15 protein-coding genes are annotated in these 19547 nt (G+C 52.1%); 9 read left to right on the forward strand and 6 right to left on the reverse strand.

The window, feature by feature from the left end:
* Positions 1–11 precede the first annotated feature (11 nt).
* The 4 genes from lipB to SynWH8101_RS13975 all read left to right on the forward strand — a co-directional run bounded on the left by lipB (position 12) and on the right by SynWH8101_RS13975 (position 4960).
* Complete coding sequence (gene lipB / locus SynWH8101_RS03075) at positions 12–737, forward strand: lipoyl(octanoyl) transferase LipB (RefSeq protein WP_130130314.1); 726 nt, start codon at positions 12–14, stop codon at positions 735–737.
* A 28-nt stretch (positions 738–765) separates the two neighbouring features.
* The gene (locus SynWH8101_RS03080) at positions 766–2712 is read left to right on the forward strand and encodes an AMP-binding protein (RefSeq protein WP_130128507.1); all 1947 of its coding nucleotides are present in this window, start codon (positions 766–768) and stop codon (positions 2710–2712) included.
* 66 nt (positions 2713–2778) lie between these two features.
* On the forward strand, positions 2779–3222 hold the full coding sequence (locus SynWH8101_RS03085; protein ID WP_130128508.1) for a YlqD family protein: 444 nt from the start codon (positions 2779–2781) through the stop codon (positions 3220–3222).
* Between the two features lie 235 nt (positions 3223–3457).
* Complete coding sequence (locus tag SynWH8101_RS13975; RefSeq protein ID WP_165380904.1) at positions 3458–4960, forward strand: phage integrase SAM-like domain-containing protein; 1503 nt, start codon at positions 3458–3460, stop codon at positions 4958–4960.
* Here SynWH8101_RS13975 and SynWH8101_RS03095 read toward each other — a convergent pair.
* The 5 genes from SynWH8101_RS03095 to SynWH8101_RS03115 all read right to left on the reverse strand — a co-directional run bounded on the left by SynWH8101_RS03095 (position 4948) and on the right by SynWH8101_RS03115 (position 10679).
* Entirely contained in the window at positions 4948–5307 is a 360-nt protein-coding gene (locus SynWH8101_RS03095; protein ID WP_130128509.1) for a hypothetical protein, read from the reverse strand. The two genes, SynWH8101_RS13975 and SynWH8101_RS03095, sit on opposite strands and share 13 nt — an antisense overlap.
* A 428-nt stretch (positions 5308–5735) precedes the next feature.
* The gene (locus SynWH8101_RS03100) at positions 5736–6245 is read right to left on the reverse strand and encodes a hypothetical protein (protein ID WP_130128510.1); all 510 of its coding nucleotides are present in this window, start codon (positions 6243–6245) and stop codon (positions 5736–5738) included.
* Between the two features lie 1787 nt (positions 6246–8032).
* Positions 8033–8404, reverse strand: coding sequence for a hypothetical protein (locus SynWH8101_RS03105; protein ID WP_130128511.1), 372 nt, complete (start codon positions 8402–8404; stop codon positions 8033–8035).
* Complete coding sequence (locus tag SynWH8101_RS03110) at positions 8379–9941, reverse strand: ParB N-terminal domain-containing protein (RefSeq protein ID WP_130128512.1); 1563 nt, start codon at positions 9939–9941, stop codon at positions 8379–8381. The genes SynWH8101_RS03105 and SynWH8101_RS03110 overlap by 26 nt, the downstream gene beginning before the upstream one ends.
* Before the next feature lie 63 nt (positions 9942–10004).
* Positions 10005–10679 carry a recombinase family protein gene (locus SynWH8101_RS03115; protein WP_130128513.1) on the reverse strand — a complete coding sequence of 225 codons (675 nt, stop codon included), beginning with the start codon at positions 10677–10679 and terminating at the stop codon, positions 10005–10007.
* A gap of 235 nt (positions 10680–10914) precedes the next feature.
* Between SynWH8101_RS03115 and SynWH8101_RS03120 the strand changes: the two genes are divergently transcribed.
* From SynWH8101_RS03120 to SynWH8101_RS03130, 3 genes are all read left to right on the forward strand, one after another.
* Positions 10915–12264, forward strand: coding sequence for a dihydrolipoamide acetyltransferase family protein (locus SynWH8101_RS03120; RefSeq protein ID WP_130128514.1), 1350 nt, complete (start codon positions 10915–10917; stop codon positions 12262–12264).
* Positions 12265–12347: 83 nt separating this feature from the next.
* Positions 12348–12977: an ISAs1 family transposase gene (locus tag SynWH8101_RS03125; protein WP_130128088.1), complete on the forward strand. Its 630-nt coding sequence runs from the start codon at positions 12348–12350 to the stop codon at positions 12975–12977.
* Positions 12974–13513 carry an ISAs1 family transposase gene (locus SynWH8101_RS03130; protein ID WP_254427991.1) on the forward strand — a complete coding sequence of 180 codons (540 nt, stop codon included), beginning with the start codon at positions 12974–12976 and terminating at the stop codon, positions 13511–13513. The genes SynWH8101_RS03125 and SynWH8101_RS03130 overlap by 4 nt, the downstream gene beginning before the upstream one ends.
* A gap of 45 nt (positions 13514–13558) precedes the next feature.
* On the opposite strand, the gene SynWH8101_RS03135 is transcribed toward SynWH8101_RS03130, so the two are convergent.
* Positions 13559–16408 (reverse strand): DUF4114 domain-containing protein, encoded by a 2850-nt coding sequence (locus SynWH8101_RS03135; protein WP_130128515.1) that lies wholly within the window; start codon positions 16406–16408, stop codon positions 13559–13561.
* A 150-nt stretch (positions 16409–16558) separates the two neighbouring features.
* Between SynWH8101_RS03135 and SynWH8101_RS03140 the strand changes: the two genes are divergently transcribed.
* Positions 16559–18412, forward strand: coding sequence for an APC family permease (locus SynWH8101_RS03140; RefSeq protein ID WP_130128516.1), 1854 nt, complete (start codon positions 16559–16561; stop codon positions 18410–18412).
* A gap of 6 nt (positions 18413–18418) precedes the next feature.
* Positions 18419–19537: a tRNA preQ1(34) S-adenosylmethionine ribosyltransferase-isomerase QueA gene (gene queA, locus SynWH8101_RS03145; protein ID WP_130128517.1), complete on the forward strand. Its 1119-nt coding sequence runs from the start codon at positions 18419–18421 to the stop codon at positions 19535–19537.
* Positions 19538–19547 lie beyond the last annotated feature (10 nt).

Here is a 19547-nt window from a genome sequence, read left to right on the forward strand (position 1 = left end):
GCATCCCTCCGGTGCCGGTTGATATCCGCAAGCTAGAGACGCCATCCCCGTCAGCCCAGAGGGCTGCGGCATTTCTTTTTGAGCCCTCTTCGCCGGTGGCCTTTCCCGAGGCCTGGGGCTGGCAACGCCGCTGGCAGGAGCGGCTGCTGGCGGAGCAGGGTGCTGCTGCCCCGGAGGCGGTGTGGTTGCTGCAGCATCCCCCTTGCTACACCCTTGGCCGCGGTGCCAGTGAGGAGCATCTGCGTTTTGATCCCTCCACCCCTCCGGCGCCTCTGCATCGGATTGATCGGGGCGGTGAGGTGACCCATCACGCCCCGGGGCAGCTGGTGGCTTATCCGGTGCTCGACCTGCGCCGGCATCAGCCCGACCTGCACTGGTATCTGCGTCAGCTGGAGCAGGTGGTGCTCGATGTGTTGCTGGCGCTGGAGCTGCGGGGGGAGCGCATCAATGGCCTGACCGGCATCTGGCTCGAGGGGCGCAAGCTGGCGGCGATTGGCGTGGGCTGCCGTCGCTGGGTCACCCAGCACGGCCTGGCGCTCAACGTGAGTTGCGATCTGCGTGGCTTCGAGGCCGTTGTGCCCTGTGGCCTCGTGGGCCGGGCGGTGGGGAGCCTGAATGCATGGATCCCGGGCCTGACGGTGGCGCAGGTGCAGCCGCTGTTGCGTCAGGCCCTGGCAGAACGCTTCCACCTGCGCTGGCTTGCCGGCGAGGCCATTGCCGAACCGGAGCTGGGGTGATAGCCCTGGGCGACCCTGTTCCACCGTCGTGACATCGTCTGCTGCTCAAGCCACCTGGACGCCCACCGCTCAAGAGCGCAGCGCCCTGGCCCGTCAGGAGCATGTGCAGGCCCTGGGGCGGGTTGATCAGATCTGGCCCTGGCTGAAGCGGCATCACGGTGAAGTGATGGCGGTGGAAGCTCCTCATGCCACCCACGCGGAGCGGTTCAGTTACCGGGAGCTGGCGGATCGGATCGAGCGGGCCGCCGCAGCCTTTGTCGCCCTCGGTCTCCGCAGCGGGGATGTGGTGGGGCTGTTCGCGGAGAACAGTCCTCGCTGGTTGGTGGCGGATCAGGGTTTGATGCGTGCCGGTGCCGTGGATGCGGTGCGTGGCGCGGCCGCTCCCGTGGAGGAGCTGCGCTACATCCTTGACGATTGCGGCGCTGTGGCCCTGGTGGTGCAGAACGCTGAGATCTGGCACCGACTCGATTTGCCGCCGCAGCTGCGTGCCCGCTTGCGTTTCGTGCTGCAGCTGGAGGGAGAAGCCCCTGAGGGTGTGCTCGATTTCGAGGCTTTTCTCGCCCACGCCGACGTTCAGGTGCCACCTGATCCTGATCAGGGGCGCGGGCGGGAGTCGGCGGCTATCACCACGGCCACGATCCTTTACACGAGCGGTACTACCGGCCAGCCCAAGGGCGTGCCCCTGAGCCACGGCAATCTGTTGCACCAAATGCGCAGTCTCGCTTGCGTCGCCCGCCCGGAGCCCGGCACACCGGTGCTGAGCGTGCTGCCGATCTGGCATGCCTATGAACGCAGCGCTGAGTATTACTTCTTTTCCTGCGCCTGCTCGCAGAGCTACACCACGATCAAGCAGCTGAAGCGGGATCTGCCCCGGGTGAAACCGGTGGTGATGGTGACGGTGCCGCGCTTGTGGGAAGCGGTGCAGGCCGGTTTTGAGGATGTGCTGAAAACCTTCCCCGCGTCTCGCCAGCGTCTGTTGCGGGCGGCGCTCGCCAACAGCAGTGCCTATGGCCTGGCTCGCCGGCGCAGCCGCAATCTGATGCTCGAGCCGGTGCGTCGACGCGACCGGCTCGCGGCCCGGGCCGAAGCGCTGCGGCGCTGGCCCGCCCATGCACTCGCCTCGCGTCTGATCTGGCCGAAGCTGCGGCTCCAGCTCAGTGGCGGCCAGCTGCGTTATCCGATCAATGGCGGTGGGGCGATCGCCCCCCATGTGGATGCCTTTTTTGAAGCCGTTGGCATCGAACTGCTGGTGGGCTACGGCCTCACGGAAACCAGTCCGGTGGTGAGCTGCCGCCGGCCCTGGCGGAATATCCGCGGCAGTTCCGGTCTGCCGATGCCCGACACGGAATTCCGGATCGTCGATCCCGACACCCGCACTCCTCTGGGATTTCGCCAGCGGGGGGTGGTGTTGGTGCGCGGGCCTCAGGTGATGGCTGGGTATCTCGGCAAGCCAGAGGCGACGGCCAAGGTGCTTGATGCTGATGGCTGGTTTGACACCGGCGATCTGGGCATGTTGCTGCCGGATGGTTCCGTGGTGCTCACCGGCCGCGCCAAAGACACCATCGTGCTCAGCAGTGGCGAAAACATTGAACCAGGCCCCCTGGAGGAGGCCCTGGTGGCCAGTGATCTGATCGAGCAGGTGATGCTCGTGGTGCAGGACGAGCGCCAGCTCGGTGCCCTGGTGGTGCCGCGTGCGGCAGCGATGCGGGCCTGGGCGGCGGATCAGGGGCTGCAGCTTGCGGAGGATCTGGGCGGCAGCCCCGGGGATGACAACCTGCTGCGCCTGTTGCGCGGTGAATTGAACCGCCTGCTCAGCCAGCGCCCCGGATCAAGGGCTGATGAGCGCTTGGCGGGGATCGCCCTGGTGGAACCGTTTTCGATTGAGAACGGTCTGCTCACCCAGACGCTCAAACAGCGTCGCGATCGGATCGGCCAGCGTGATGCCGCGGCGATTCGGTCGATCTACAGCCGTTGAGGGCAGGTCCGCTGGCTTGACCAGCGGGCGCCGGGCTGAGACGCTTGGCGCTTCTTCCCAACATCCATGTCTGACGGCACCACCCTGTCGATCAAGCGGTCCATCACGGTGCGCGCCGTGGTGACGCCGGCCTGGAAAGAGGAGGCCGAGCGTGAGCTGAGCAACGCCATTGCCACGAGCGATCAGCAGCTGGCCCAGCTGGAGCAGGAGGGACAGCAGGTGGTGGAGGAGATCCGCAGGCAGAGCGCCAACCCCCTCGATCCCCGTGTGCAGGAGCAGGTGGCTCAGGTGCAGCAGCAGGTGGCCGCCAAGCGGGCCGAGCTGGAGGAGCAGAAGCGGAACGTGCTCCAGCAGCAGGCCCAGGTGCGTGAGCTGGAGATGGAGCAGATCGTGGAGCAGGGTCAGATCGAGAGCTTCTGCGACCTCAAGGTGGGCGACAACCTGGTGACCAAGATGAAGGTCGCCGTGGTGGTGCGCGACGGCGTGGTCGAGTCGATCGAGCAGGGCTGAGCGGACCCGTAAAATCCCCCTACTCAGCCCTTCTGGAGACGGTTTTGGCGACCCACGACATCCCCAGAATGTAGTGGTGGTCTTGTTTTCATAGTTGGAGCAGGGGTTGGAACACACACCAGAATCCTGCTAACCTCGCATCAATGCTGGTGCGAGGTTCTTTTGGTTGGAACGGATCTCGGAACAACTGGTAGGCAGTTGATAACGCTGTCGTTTGTTCTTACCTGATATTTTTATGCCTAAGATTATTTTCAAGGAATTAACACTAAACGATCAAGCATATATCATAAAATATAATCATCGAGACACATTTTATCTCCGAATAAAACGAGATGGCAAAAGATACACGAATGTTTCACTTAAAACAAAAGATTTGAATGTTGCAAAGCAAAATGCGTTAGCAACATATTTGCAGATAGCATCAGAACCACCAAAATCAAGAACCAGAAGATTTGGTTTTGTTGCTGCTTGTGATGAGTTTTTGGATGAGAAAGAGAAAGAGGTTTCTCGCAAACAATTATCTCTAAGATCTCACAATACATATTGCCAACGAATTCGACAGAGAATTATTCCGTTTGCCAAGTTTGTTGGTGTAAAAAACATTGGTGATATTGATAAGAAGACTTTTGAAGGATATCGGACTTATTATCTTGATATTCAGACCAAAGGTAAATGGAAAACTGCTACATCTGGACTTGCTCCTTCGACTATTAATTCTGATATCTCTACTCTTCGTGAATTCCTCAACTGGTGCGTGGAAAAAGAATATCTTGACCCTCGTAAGATTGGTTTAATTAAAAAAGCAATAGACAATACGGATTATCGTGAGGACTCAAACCCAGCATTCTTCCCCGATGAGTTTGCTCGAATGAAAGATGAGCTATACAAGTTCGATACCAACTGCAAGGATGAAGAAGAAGAATGGAAAAAGAGATGGTTTATAAACTATATTCTTTTCCAGTATCATCTCGGTTCAAGACCGCATGAAACTGCCAAGATCCGTTGCGGGAACTGCCGAGTTGAAAAACGACCTGATAATAAGTTGAAGGGAATCGTAGAAATTCCTGCTGATACCAAGAGAGGAAAGAGAACTGCAATTATGAATGGACATACCCTAAAGAGAATTCAAGATCACTTGCGTAAAGGAATTAAGATTAGGAATCAACAGATAGAGAAATACAATCAATTCATCAAGGATGAATTATCCCTTGAAGAACTTGGAGTTGATGATGATATAAGCACTTCAGCAAAACCAAATGCTCGTTATTATGACAAGGATGGAAAGATTGATCTTGTTAAAGTAAAGAAGAGATTTCCTCGCATTAATCTGAAAACTTTGCAATACGACTTTTTAGATCCTGTTTCTAATGATGATCTATTGATGATGAATCCTTTTCTGGTGGGAAGGAAAATGTACCATGCAGAGCATATAAGAACATGGTGGAAAGAGATAATGTCAAAATGTCGGTTTGACAAAAACTATACTTTGTATTCCTTGCGATCAACTCATATTACGCATATGCTTCTTTTAGAGGGTGCGAGAATCAAGGAAGTTGCTGATAATTGTGGGACATCACAAGCAGAAATCGAAAGAACTTACCGAAGATTGAATAATCTTTTGAATATCGATAAACTTGGATTCCATCAGGACAACAAATTTGTATTCCAAGATAAGCAAGGTAGAGAAATCATATTTAAACCAGAGATGGATGATGGTTCTTTTGATTATTTGAGGTAACGACCAGTTTCTACTTTTTTCTCCACTTCCTCCAATCTCTTGAAGATGGTCTCAAAGGTCTCTGCATTGAACTCATCGTTCTCTTCCAGACGCATCACACGACGCATAAGGTCTTGATTGTCCGACGCTGTGGTGTTGGTAGTGCTCTGCGGTTTTCCAGACGTTGAGGGAGATGGAACAGGCACTCCAGAAGCACCTGAGAGCAACTCTCCTTTGGTTTTGAGGTAGGCAATGGCAAGTTGCTCCAGAACCTTCGTGTATCTCTCTCCACGACCCATACAGAAGGATCTGAACTCTTCCAGCACTACTGGATCGAAGTTTGCTGAGAATGCTCCTGCTCTTGCCATACTTCAGCCATATAGGCACTTATGCTACTGGCATAGGCAAGGTCGTGAAAAGTTTGCATGACCTTTACGACCCAGAATTTTCAGTAGAAATTTTTTTTGGTAGAAATAGAACAAGAACTGGATATTGCAAATGTAGGTTAAAGTAGTGATTGATTTTTATCGCATGATCCTGCATATCACGAATACTATTATTCATGCACATAGTTTACACGATAATTTGAATACCAAAAGACTATAGTTCTAGAAAATATTATAAAAATAAAAAATTTCTTGCGTACTTGACCTATAATTTGAGGATGCATCTCAATCATGAACTAGCAAATTTTCTTACTCGTCTAATTACGAACATCTTGACAATTTTACAACGGAAGAAGTGCAACTAGATCTTCAAAGCAATGAGAAATCATTTGTTTCCTCTGCGATGCAATTCATATTTGCTTGTAGTGCAATGCTTCACAGAGAGAGTCTTTTGCTACAATCAGGATCGGTAAGGTGCTTTGATAGTACCTTATGCAAATATCTCGATTTTTCACCACTTCATGAGGTGGATAATTCTTCAATAAACGTTTCCCGTATGCAGTGTCAGGGAAAATCATAAACCTAAATGCATCCACATCTCCCTGATTGCTTTTATGAGTGAGTATATCTATTTTGCCAATCTCAATATTGTTCAATCTTAGGTAGCATGAGTTGTGTTTTGACCAAATTCCATACGATGTTCGAGCATTGACCTCCTCATTTGAGTCACAATTGTTTAGAATCTTGTTTCTATGATCTTCATCAAAAAGAAATCTCTCTTCATCTGATTGAATAGATTGATCAACTTTTTCTGTGTCTTTTACCTCTGGAAGAGATTTGCCTTGATTAACGGTAGAGCATGAAGTTAATAATATTGCAAGGAGAATTAGTAGTTTATGCACTTTCCTCCTCTGATTCACTTTCCCTGTGATCTAAAATTTCAATATCTGAACTTTGTCTCTTTTTGCAGAATTCCAATAATGCCTCTCTTGTTATAGAGGCAATCGTTCGATCTTCGATAAATGCCAGTTTTTTAAGAGAAAGGTGAATATCATTGGATACTAAAAGAGTAATTCTTCTCATGAAATTTTAGTGTCTCTAATTAACCTCTCATGCATGAGGCAGTCATGTCAATATGAATCGCATGAAATTGGTGCTTTATGCAAAGAATGCATCAAATGCTTCGACCAATCTTGGGTACAGCAGCACAACATTCTGCTGGTTTATGCAAAATACGCATCAAATGCTTCGACCAGTCTCGAGCACAGCAGCACAGCAGCACAGCAGTTTTACTCTCTCAAACTGCTATTAACTATGTTTTCTCCAAACAATGCATTTTCTTCTGCTTGAAGGTGTTCTTTTTTCCAGTGCGATATTTGTTCTTTGAGATAGTTTATTGATGACAAATCTTCCTTTTGCTCTTCATCCAGCACGCATAGTTTTGAATAGTAAAACTCAAGTCGTTCTTCGATTTTACGAATAGAATATATCCTTTGCATTGTTATACCTCGTTACCTTTTGTGTTTAGTGCTGTAAGAGTCTCTGATTAGATCTTCCAGAAGATTCTCAATAGAGATTCTTCTCTTTTTAGACAACTCTACAAGCATGTGATAGTGAACGTTGCTTAACTTGATTTGTTTCATCGTTAATCAGATAAAAGTCAGATCCTTCTGCTGCTGATGCACTTTGTAAAGATACTTAAGTGCATATTTGTGTAGATCAGAACGAGTAGGTATGCATAAGTCGTCCATAAGTGATTTTTCAAGATTCCAGAAAGCACCTGCTTCTTTCTCCTTGTAAGACATCTGGAATCTATTTTGTTTCTTGTTTAATACTGGCATTCTTTGTGACTCCTTTTGGTGTATTGATGTTCAAGTGGGATTTTTCAGATTATCCTGTAACTTTATTGGTCTCAGTCTAAGATCACCAGACATACTTTCTTCAAACCAATTCTAAATTACTTTCTTAATGCTTTCACTCACCTTCGGTTCGTGAAAATGCCTGCGGCATGAACCTTCTTGGGATTTTATGGTTAAGACCAAAGGGACAATTTCCTGAAACTCCTTATGTAGTATATAGACAAATTAGAAGTTTAAGATGCACTCTTGCCTTTAATTCACCATGTTTACATTATAATTAAAATTCGATACTTTGTCAAGTCTATTTGACTCAGTAGGATGTTGACTTATGTGGTATCTTGTGACATAATTCACTCATGACTGAAGAGTCAATAATATGCATTTCACACTTAAATCTAATGAATATCACGGATTGCGTTAAACAGATCAAAGATGCTCTTGTCATTTCTGTGGAAGGTAAAACAGTCTATCCAGAAGATTTCCCAATTAAAGATGGTTGGGGGATAGGTTTTAAGTTTGCTTGTCCATATTGCAGCCATAGAAAGCAGAGACCATCCAAGAAAAGAGAAAAGTGTGCAAGGATTTATCCAGTGACAGGTTGTTATACTTACAGATTTAGTTGCAATAAGTGTAATCAGTCTATGAGTATCCACAACTTTCTTGAAGATAAATTCCCTTGCGTATATCAAAGATACAAGAGGGAAAAAATGATGCGGCAGAAAGACTATCGTCCTAAATTTAATGATTGAGTCTTCTCCTGTGATTTGCGTCAAGCAAGATGGTTTTCATCTTTGGTTCTACAGCAATAATAGATTGCCTGAGAATTCCAAAGAAGAGATAGAAGATATCTAATTCATGGTGCTTGTTTTGCATTTTGCATTCTTTGCTCTAATTTCTTCTCCTTGCTTGTCGAAATTTGCAAGCAACTCGTTTGTTTTCGTGTTGTAAATAAAACTTGCTCTTCCCATTGTGTCGTTACCCATAGATGCGTAGACAATTTTATCTATCTCTGCTGATGGCATTACTTCGTTGTAGACTTGATTTCCTATCTTGACGAAAATCAATTCATCTTTCTTGGGTCTGTAGATAAAGGTTTCTTCGTTGGTGCAACTAATTAGGAATTGTGGATTATGTGAGATGATCTTGTGGGTAAGTGATACTGCTGCTGCAACAACTACTGCTGTTATGAATATTTTACTTTGCATCTTGAGACTTAACATATTTCACCATTACTACAGAGCATTCATGAGATTTGATTGTATATTTGTTTTCAATGCATCTGCCAACATTGAAAGATTGAAATGACGATCTAAGTTCGTTGAAGATTTTGTCGTGAATTGTCAGTCCGACCTTTCTTGCAATGATTTCAAGTTCAACATCCATCGAAACCAATCCAGTCCCAATAGAATTTCTTCTACCACTACCAACCTTCATTACTATTGGATTGAAAATTCGATCTTTCCAAGAACTTGGTTTGATTAGTCGTTTCATGTTTTTCAAGCATACCTCCATTCTTTTATGATATTCATCCAGATTTTTGACCTTGCATAAATCACGATCGTCACCACTTTTATAATCCTCAGCACCAAAGATATAAGGCACATCATTTATTATCATGTCGAAGTGATCACTGCAGGACTCGTATTCTGCTAATTCGATGCCACAGCTATGATGGAGTGTGAGGTCTTCTGGTTTGATTCGAGTGTGTTCCAAGCATGTTCCACGAATCAAATCGAGGTTCGTGGATGACAAGTCATATCCCACGACTCGACGACCCTCGTAGGCAGCAGCAATAAGGTTGCTGCCACGACCAGCAAAATTATCCATCACCAGATCTCCTTCCTTACTAAAAAAGTTGATGAACCATCTACTCATCTCAGGATTAGTCTGATAGTTACGAACTGGATTTGTTCCAAAGTATGCCGTCCTCTTGTTGACAATAGTATCTTCTGAATCTGACACCAGTGAACATATCTTTGTAAGTTCTGTATCCTTTCTTTCCCATTTCATTATGCTTTTTGGAATTCCAATCTTATCTTTGACTTCTTTAATTTCATCAGTCCATCGATCCTGCTTAAATTTCATCTGAGCCATAACAAATGCTCTCCTGAAAGTTCGTGCTTTCCCACAAAGTAATAAATTTGCAACCTCAAGTTGAATGTGATCTGGTTCTTTTTGTAGTTTCACCATATCCATCAAGTTCTCGGCAAACTTTGTTTCTGATAGAAGATCCTTTACTTCTGGATTCAGATTGGCAACTGATCGTTTGTATTGATATGTTCTTTTTGTATATCCCATTTGTCTAGCAAGGTCTTCATTCGTGATTTTATCTTCTGTATATTGATTATTTCCCACTACTGCTTTCTTTCCAAGAGCAATTAAGAGTTCTTCTCTTTTGATGATATGTTCTGCAGTTTGAATTGCATTTAATTCAGATCGAACCAAATTTTCCTCAACCTCTATCAGTTGATCTATGCGGTCGTTGCTTTGTCGAACTGTTGCAGTAATGCTGGTTCTTCCAAGAATCTTGAATGCTTCTAATCTATGCAATCCACTCAGTAGAACATAACTCCCATCTTTAAGTGCAACACTAATGTTATGGAGCAATCCAATGTTTTTGATTGATTCAGCAAGATCTTTGATTCTTTCTTCGTCGGTTCTTCTCATTCTTCGATTGACTTTGATTTCGTCAATCGGAATTTCAATCGTATCTTTAGGTTCAGCATTCTCGTAATCGTGCAATTGCGATTCAAACACTTTTGATGCCTGCTCTGAACACTTTATAGATATTAACCACCATCACCGCAAGAGGTGGTGAAATCATTGCATTACCTCAGTTGCTCTCTTTAGTATCCTATGAACTTGAACTGGATGGAAGTACTTCCCAGTTCTGGTCTTGATTCCAGAGGAATTGAGGAGCTCGCATATCTGACGATATGTTTTTCCATCGTTTCTTAGATTTTTGATTAATTCAGAATGTTCGTAAGCATATATTCTTGCTTCGTGTTTTCTTGTTTTATTCAATTCTGCAAGTTTAGGATTTCCAAATTTTACTCCCCGTTCTTTTGCTTCTCGCATACCAGAACGAACTCTTTTAGATATAAATTCTCTTTCTTGTGATGCAAGTATACCATAAAGATGAATTTGAAAATTATCTGCATTAGGAAGTGATGCGATTCTGATATCTACATTCTTCATCTTAGTTAGACGACCAAGAGTTTCAACATCACGAGTCAATCTATCGACCTTCTGAACCAAGAGAGGGCATCGGTTCTTCTGGCAGCACTTAATTGCCTGTTCCAGCACGGGTCGTTCTTTGGCTGCTCCTGACTCGACCTCTACGAACTCTTCGATCACACGAGGGTTGTCCTGCTGCTGCAGGAAGAGGTTGATATCTCTCCTCTGTGCTGCGATGCCGTTGGAGTCGATCCCACCAGTCTTGGCAGTTGAGATTCGTAGTAGCACCACGAAATCTTGAGTTGTTCCGTTTGCCATAGACAACCTTGTGTGTTCCGTATAGGCACAATTGTATTGATGGTATAGGCAATTGGTATAGGTGTTATGCCAGTCGCATAGGTGGTATAGGCAATCTGTCTATACCGACCTCCATGTATGAGGTATCAGTCCCGTAGAGTCGTTTGAATTGCAACTCGGTTGCACTTTTCCTCACTTGGAAAAAGTTGGACCATGAGTTGGAACACCTCTCCTAATCGCACTCAGGCACTGGTTTATGGCAATCCACGACATCTTCATGCCTGCCCTCAGCTCCACCATGACTGAGGGCAAGATTGTGGAGTGGTTGAAGCAGCCTGGCGACAAGGTGGCCAGAGGGGAATCGGTGTTGGTGGTCGAGTCGGATAAGGCCGACATGGACGTGGAGTCGTTCAACGAGGGCTACCTGGCGGCCGTGTTGATGCCCGCCGGCAGCACCGCACCGGTGGGCGAAACGATCGGCCTGATCGTGGAAAGCGAGGCCGAGATTGCTGCGGCACAGGCCAAAGCCGGCGGCGGAGGTGGCGGTGCGGCCCCGGCTGCAGCAGCAGCCCCCGCAGCAGTCACGTCTGCGACCCCGGCGACTCCTGCCGCCTCTGCACCGATCGCGCCTCCAGCGCCTGCAGCCGCCGCTGTGCCGCCGCCCCTAGAGCAGCCTGCCGCTTCGGCGGATGGTCGGATTGTGGCCAGCCCTCGGGCCAAGAAATTGGCGGCCCAAATGGGCGTGGAGCTCACCAAGGTGAGGGGCAGTGGTCCGAATGGCCGGATTCAGGCTGAGGATGTGGAGCGGGCGGCCGGTCGTCCGGTGACGCCACCGCGGGTGGGTGAAGGCACGGCCGCGGCGATCGTCGCCGGGGCTGCGTCTGCATCTTCTACCGCGCCAGCCTCACCCGCTGGTAACAGTTTTGGGGCCCCTGGGGAGACCGTGGCCTTCAACACCCTGCAACAGGCCGTCAATCGCAACATGGAAGCGAGCCTGGCGGTGCCTTGCTTCCGGGTGGGCTACACCATCACGACCGACAAGCTGGACGCCTTCTACAAGCAGGTGAAGCCCAAGGGCGTCACGATGACGGCGCTGCTGGCCAAGGCTGTGGCGGTGACCCTGGCCCGGCACCCCCAAGTGAATGCCGCGACCACGGCTGCGGGGATGGCCTACCCCGCCGATGTGAACGTGGCAATCGCTGTCGCGATGGAAGACGGGGGACTGATTACTCCCGTGCTGCGCCAGGCCGATCGCACTGATCTCTACGCGATGTCTCGTCAGTGGGCCGATCTGGTGAAGCGCTCCCGCAGCAAGCAGCTGCAACCTGAGGAATACAGCACCGGCACCTTCACCCTGTCGAACCTGGGCATGTTCGGTGTGGATCGTTTTGATGCGATCTTGCCTCCGGGCACTGGTGCGATTCTGGCGGTGGCCGCATCACGGCCCACGGTGGTGGCTGGCAACGATGGCTCGATTTCCGTGAAGCGGCAGATGCAGGTGAACCTCACGGCCGACCACCGTGTGATCTACGGCGCTGATGGCGCCGCTTTCCTCAAAGATCTGGCCGAGCTGATTGAAACCAGGCCGGAAAGCCTGGCTCTGTGATCAGGGCCGCCTAAAAGTCTGTCCCTGTAGTCCTTGGCGGGCCTGTCACCATTGGGTTTCGTCAGCGGGTCTCACCGCTCCCGATGCCCGAAACCGCCTCCGTTGCAGCTGATCTGAGCGCACCGGATGATCTGATCAACTTTCTCAAGGCCATTCCCGACGGCCGCTACCGGCGTGGCGTGCGTTACCCGCAGTGGTTCCTGCTGTTGGTGGCGGTGCTTGGGATCCTGAGCGGCTGCAGGAGCTCTCGCGATCTGGAGGCTTTTGCCAAGCGGCACCGGGAGGCGCTGAACCAGGCCCTGGACCTGAACTTCAAGCGCTGGCCGTCAGATGCCACCTTCCTTTACCTGTTCAATAAGGCGCATCTTCAGCAGTTTGGCGAGGTGCTGCAGGCCTGGATGATCAGCCAGATCCCAGGTGGCGCCGAGGGTCTGGACCAACTGGTCTGCGACGGGAAAACCCTGCGGGGCTCCGCCATCGAGACAGATGACGGCAACCACCGGTTCGTTGCCCAGGTCACCGTCTACGCCCGAGCCCTTGGGGTGGCGTTGGCCCAGACGACCTATGACACCCACGAGTCCAGTGAGAAGGCAGCGCTCAAGGAGCTGCTCAGCACGCTTGATCTCAATGGCGTCCTGATCCAGGCCGACGCACTGCACACGACACAGGCGTTTTTCGCTGGTGCCTGGAGCAGGGGGCCGACCTCCTGTTGACCGTCAAATCCAACCAAAAGATCCTGTACCGGCAGATCGGCTGCCAGTTCGAGGGAAAGCGCAAGATCCCTTTTGCAGCAACGGATGTCGAGAAGCGGCACGGACGCCAGACACGCTGGGAACTCAAGGCCAAAGAGGCGCCAGAGCACATCAAGGCGAACTGGCCAGGCAGCGCCTGGATCGTGGAGGTGATCACCAGCAGCACGACCCTCAAAGGCAAGCGGGACATCGCCTGCCACAGATTCATCACCAGCCTGCGCACCACACCAGATGCTCTGCTGCGACTGGTCCGTCAGCGATGGAGCATTGAGAACGAGTGGCACTGGGTGCGCGATACGCAGCTCGGTGAGGACGCACACCGCTACACCAATCGGACCGGTGTCGGCGTGTTCTCCTTCCTGCGAACCGTGGTGATGAACCTGCTGCGCCGTGGTGGCTATCGCTCAATCCGCCAGGGCTTCCGGGAGCTGGCCTACGACATCAAAGGGATGCTGGCGTTGGGTGGGGTTCGGCTCGCGCAGGCGAATTCCGAATGACTTTCAGGCAGCCCTGGCTCTGTGATCAGGAGGGGGGCGTGGTGATCAAGCGATCGCTTCGAATTTAACGATGGCGTCGTTGTAGTCGTAATCAGAGTTGCGATCGTATTGATCTTCAAATCCAACCGTGTAGTCGCCAAGGATGCGGGTATGGGTTGATTCTCCGATCAGATCGTGCCCCAGCGCGAAGATACCCCCTTCTTCTGTGAGAAGAACAGGCGCGAAGAGGCCTGTTTCTTCAACGGTCCAAGTGAATTCGCGCTGGGAATAGGGATTCAGTGTTTTTGAGCCGAATTGCGTTCCACTTTGCTCTTGGCCAAAGGTGTTGATCAAGAGGTCATTCATTTCTGAACTGTCGATGGCGCTGCCGAGGTAGCTCGCCTCACCCGTGATTGGATCTCGGTCGATTTTGATGATGGAAAAGCGATTGGTCATAGCGGCAATCGCATTCACGGCGATTTTGAGACGAGTGCCTTCTGTAAATGAGAAATAGGTATCGTCAGAACTGTCGCGCGCGGTGTCGTCATCGCTGACGGATTCCTTGCCATCAATGACCGGTGCAAAGCTTGCCGTCGCTGAGAAAAGACTGTCGCCAGTCTTGAGTCCCAAAAGCTGATAGCCGTTATCAGTTTCCTGAAGCTGAATAGAGCCTTGGATGGGATCAGGCGAGTTTTTTGTTTGTATTTCAAACTCAAGCGAGTCACCCGCATTCATCATCAAGGCTTGAGGCCCGTTGTCGTATTCGAAAGGAGCTTCTTCATCGGATCCACCCAAGGAGCCGCTGTAGATGCGTTGACCGTCTGCAGTGAGTTTGTAGATATCGATCAAGCTCAAGTAGTCGGTATCAACTTGATCCAGGTCAATCTGGACTGAGTGATTCAATTCTTCGTCGGAGGTAAATGAGAGTTGCCCCTGCTCATTGGATTCCAGGTTCATTACGTTCATGGCTGAGAGTAGGTGAACGTATCCGCCTTTATTGATAATGCCTTCTCGTGTGGCTTGATAAATATTCTCGTAGAGATTGAAGAAGCTTGGGTCATAGGGACCTGGTCCCGAACTCAGGTTGTAGCTCGTGAAAATATTAAGTTCACCCTTTTGTTTTTCTTTGATGGCAAAGTAGGGATTGTCAATGGTTTCGACGTCGAGCTTGTAATAAGCAAGGTAGGTGGCTTTCTCTTCATCGTCCTGCCATTCATCACTGTTGTCCCATTGCCAGACGGGCTTTTCACCCTGCCATGCCGATCGATCAAAGATGTATGGAAACGCTGCTGGGGTGTTGAATGGGGCGAAGTCCCGCACTTGACTGTCGGATTGCCAGGAGGCGAGAGATCCTTCTCCGCCAAATAGCTTGGCCAGGTCTATCGGCACAGTGAAATCTTTGTCGAGACCTGTGACTTCTTTGGGAATAATCCCTGGGTCGGTATTGTTGACAAAAAAAGTAAGATCAAAATCTTGATCAACCCCATGCTCTCTTTGGATTTCGCTGACGATATTGGCGACTGTTGTGTTGTCGACGTAGCCGCCGTCGATGAATCTATAGTTTTGTGCGTTGGTTAGTTCGTTGAGGTTTTTGAAATTTTCTGGGTTTTCGTAGCGGGCTACTCCTCCAGAAAGGCTCACTGGCACAGCAAAGTTTGAGAATGCTCTGCTGAGTGTTGAAGAGAATCCCGTGATAATTGGTTTCAGGGTTGCATCAAAGGCGCCGTCTAGGACGTTGTTTAATACACTGACAACACCAGACCTAAGTCGTGGAGGGATCCAAGACAGGAGGCTTTCTGTTGTGGAATTTAGTTGAGATTTAATACTCTCAGGGTCGAGGTCGACACCCAGCTTGTCTTTAATCAGCCTGTTGAATGAGTTGATGGATGAAATATCTCCCGCGAAAGCTCCCGACAGGGTGGCTGCCTCGATAATTGAAAGATCGAGATTCAGTTCATTGTTCAGAGCTGCTCTCTTAGTATCGGTTGGGTTGCTAAAAAGATTGAATTGATTGAATTGTTGCTCGAAGCTGCCACTCAGGGATGTAAATTTATTTGTTGGATTGACTCCGCCTCCGATCACCATGCTCATGGGCGTGATCAGCTGACCTTCGCGAAGCTCAGGGCTGTTTGATGTTGCACTCGTTGTGTAATATCGAGCAAGATTGCCAAACGAAGATACCCTTGTATTGTTGAATGCTCCAGGAAGAATCAGTTGCAGGCTCGTTGCCCATGGGTTGCGATTGATTTCGTTGAACCCTCTGGACATCAGGGTGCTCATTCCATAGGGGGAATAGGCGGTATTTTTGACTAAATCGAGCCAATTAAAATTGTTTTGCGAGGCAAGGTACAGAAGCGTCGGGTAAAGGCCGTATTCGTTCCATGCTGTTTGTAGGGCCTGGATGGACCCAAGGCTGTTAACAGCGAGATCGACAACTCCATTGTTGATTGTGGAGACGATGTCCGCGATAATGTCGTTTTTTCCGAGGAATAGTTCTGCTAATTTTGCTGGAGCGACTACGAGAGGATTGCTGTTTAGCGCTTGATAGAGAGATGTTGACTTGATGTTTTTATTGAGTTCTTCTTTGAGGATTCTTTTGATCAGTTCGGCAGCCTCTGTGGCATTCGGCTGAAAAATCTGCCGTTGCTGGCCCATGTAGCCACTGGTGAACCAGTCGTCGGCCTGATTGGCTAGGGCGTCGGCGAAGCCTGGCGAGTAGCTGAGCATGGTGAGAAACCAGCTACCACCCGAGTTGCCAGCCGCCCCGTTGAAGTTGTTGAGCAGCAGTCCAAAATCGCCATCGGTTGCGCCACGTTCGCGCGCCATCTGCAGCGCCGCGCTCATCATTCCCGACGACACCGTATGGGTGTTCCATCCGCCGCCGGAGAAGCCGAGATAGCGCAGCGGAGTGGCCATGGACTACTGGATTAATGCGTTTTCTGCACTTTAAGAGGCGCTGGAAGGTGTTGATCCCCAGCTCACCCGTCTTGGTCTGGTCTCATTCCGGGGCTGTCGGCATCCGGTGCCCTTGGCATGATTCCAGCGTGGTGACGCACGCTGCTTCGCATGTCTCGGCTCTCGTCCCTGTTGGGGCGCCCCCTCCCGCGCTCGGCGGCAGCCGATGAGCGCCTGCCCAATGTGCAGGCTCTGCCGATCCTCTCGTCCGACGCACTCTCCTCGGTGGCTTACGCCACGGAGGCCGCCCTGGGGGTGTTGATCCTGGGCGGGAGCGCCGCTCTGGGGCTGTCGGTGCCGATCACCCTGGCGATCATCGCCTTGATCGCCATCGTGGTGTTGTCGTATCGCCAGGCGATCGCTGCCTATCCCAATGGTGGCGGCTCCTACGTGGTGGCGCGCGACAACCTGGGCCGCAATGTGGGGCTGGTGGCTGCCGCCGCTCTGCTGATCGACTACACGCTCACGGCTGCGGTGAGCCTGATGGCCGGCACCCAGGCCCTGTCCTCCTTGGTGCCGGAGCTGTTGCCCCATGAGGTGTCGCTGTCGCTGCTGCTGTTGGCGCTGGTGGGCTGGGCGAATCTTCGCGGTGTGAAGGAGGCCGGCCGTGTGTTTGCGATCCCCACCTATGCCTTTGTGGTGATGGTGGTGCTCCTCACCCTGGCGGGTCTCAAAGACCTCACCTTCCACCACGGTTGGGCTCCTGACGCCCCGCCGGTGGTGCAGGGGCTGGAGCCGATTGGCCTGTTTCTGATTCTGCGTGCCTTCAGCTCCGGATGCTCGGCGATGACGGGAATCGAGGCGATCGCCAATGGCGTGAAGGTGTTCAAGGAACCCGCCCCCGCCAATGCGCGCAAGACGCTGCTGGTGATGGGGGTGTTGCTCTCGGCGATGTTCCTGGCGGTGAGCGGCATGGGGTTCATGTATGGCATCGCCCCCAACCCCAAGGTCACTGTGCTGGCACAGATCGGAATGCGGGTGTTCGGCGAGAACAGTGCCTTGCTGTGGGCCTTGCAGATCGCCACCCTGTTGATTCTGGTGCTGGCCGCCAACACCGCCTTCGCTGGCTTTCCGCGCCTGGCCGCCATGCTGGCGGAAGATCGCTGCCTACCTCGGCAGATGAGCTGGCTGGGCGATCGGTTGGTGTATCAGAACGGCATCGGTGTGCTGTTGGCCTTTACGGCTGTGATCATCCTGATCTGCCGTGGTGACACCACGGTGGCGGTGAATCTCTATGCCCTCGGGGTGTTCACCGCGTTCACGCTGTCGCAGCTGGGTCTGGTGCGCCGCTGGGCACGGCTCAGGGGAGAGGGGTGGCAGGGGCGGATGCTGATGAATGCCCTTGGCGCCCTCGCCACCTTCCTGGTGTTGGTGGTGATTGTGGTGAGCAAGTTCGATGAGGGGGCCTGGACGGTGGTGATCGCGATCCCTCTCCTGGTGGCGGGATTGGCACGGATCCGTCGTCGCTACCGCCAGGTGTATGCGGCGATCGCGCCAGCGGAGGGGATGGCGCCGCTCAGCTGCCCGCCGCGAACCACCGCGACGGGCCATCACTGCATCGTCTGGATCGCCGGGCTCACCATGCCGTCGTTCGAAGCGGTGCGGTATGCCTGTTCCTTCGCTGACTCGGTCACGGCTGTGATGGTGCTGGAGGAGGCGGATGAGGCTGGCTTGATCAGCGCGGAGTGGGACCGCTTGGTTGGAACGCAGACGGGCAATCTTGAGTTCAAATTGCTCGACAGCCCGTTCAGTTCGCTGTTGGATCCCTTCTGTGACTACGTGGAACAGGAGGAGAAGCAGCACCCGGAACGCACCACCACGGTGGTGATGCCGATGGCGATTCCGCGCGATCGCCTCGATATGACTCTGCTCAATCAACGCGCCCTGAATCTGTTCCGGGCCCTGTCGACCGACGGCAGCCGGGTGTTCTCGATCGTGCGCTACTACGTGGAGGAACCTGCCTGACGCTCGGTGCCCGATCCAAGGGATTGTCTGCTCAGTTCCTACGACTACAAGCTTCCCGAGGAGCGCATCGCCCAAGAGCCGATCGAGCCCCGGCATGCGGCAAGGTTGTTGATGGTTCCACCGGTTGGGGCTGAGCTCGAGCAGGTGCGTCATGAGACGGTGTGGGACTGGCAGAACGCGCTCCAGCCCGGCGATCTTCTGGTGGTGAATGACACCCGGGTGCTGCGGGCGCGGCTGCGGGTGCGGCGATCGGGGGGCGGTTTGGCGGAGCTGCTGGTGCTGGAGCCACGGGGGCAGGGGCGCTGGCTCTGTCTGGCGCGGCCGGGCAAGAAACTCCGCCCCGGTGATCAGGTGTGGCTCGAGGCCCAGGCGCAGGAGCCGCTGCCGTTGCAGGTGCTCGCCAGCGATGCGGCCAGCGGCGGTCGCATTGTGCAATTCCCCCCCGGCTGTGAGGACGCAATCGCGATCGAAGCGCTGCTAGAGAGCTACGGGGAGGTGCCGCTGCCCCCATACATCAACCGCCACGATGAGGCGGACCAGACCCGCTACCAAACGCGTTACGCCGCACGACCCGGTGCTGTGGCAGCGCCCACCGCGGGGTTGCATCTAAGTGATCCCCTGCTGGCGGCGATCCGGGCGCGGGGGGTGCAACTTGCCACGGTGACGCTGCATGTGGGCCTGGGCACGTTTCGGCCGGTGGAGATGGAAGATCTCAGGGCCTTGACGCTGCACAGTGAGTGGGTGGAGGTGTCACCCGCCTTGGTGGAGGCAGTGGAGGCATGCCGGGCCCGGGGTGGACGGGTGATCGCCGTGGGCACCACCAGCGTGCGTGCTCTGGAAGGTGCTGCGGCCGCCGCCGGCGGCACGCTTCAGCCCCTGAAAGGACCAGTGGATCTGGTGATTCAACCCGGCTTTCGCTTCGCCGTGGTGCAGGGGCTGCTCACCAACTTCCACCTGCCGAAAAGTTCACTCCTGCTGCTGGTGAGTGCGCTGATCGGTAGGGAGCGGTTGCTGCAGTTGTACGACGCTGCAATCAAGCAGCACTATCGCTTCTATTCCTATGGCGATGCCATGTGGATTGATCCGGGGGCGGTGTTGCCGGACGCCCGCCCCCTCGGCACCTGAGTTGTGGCTG

The sequence above is a fragment of the Synechococcus sp. WH 8101 genome, from assembly GCF_004209775.1.
In the GTDB taxonomy this organism is placed as follows: domain Bacteria; phylum Cyanobacteriota; class Cyanobacteriia; order PCC-6307; family Cyanobiaceae; genus Synechococcus_C.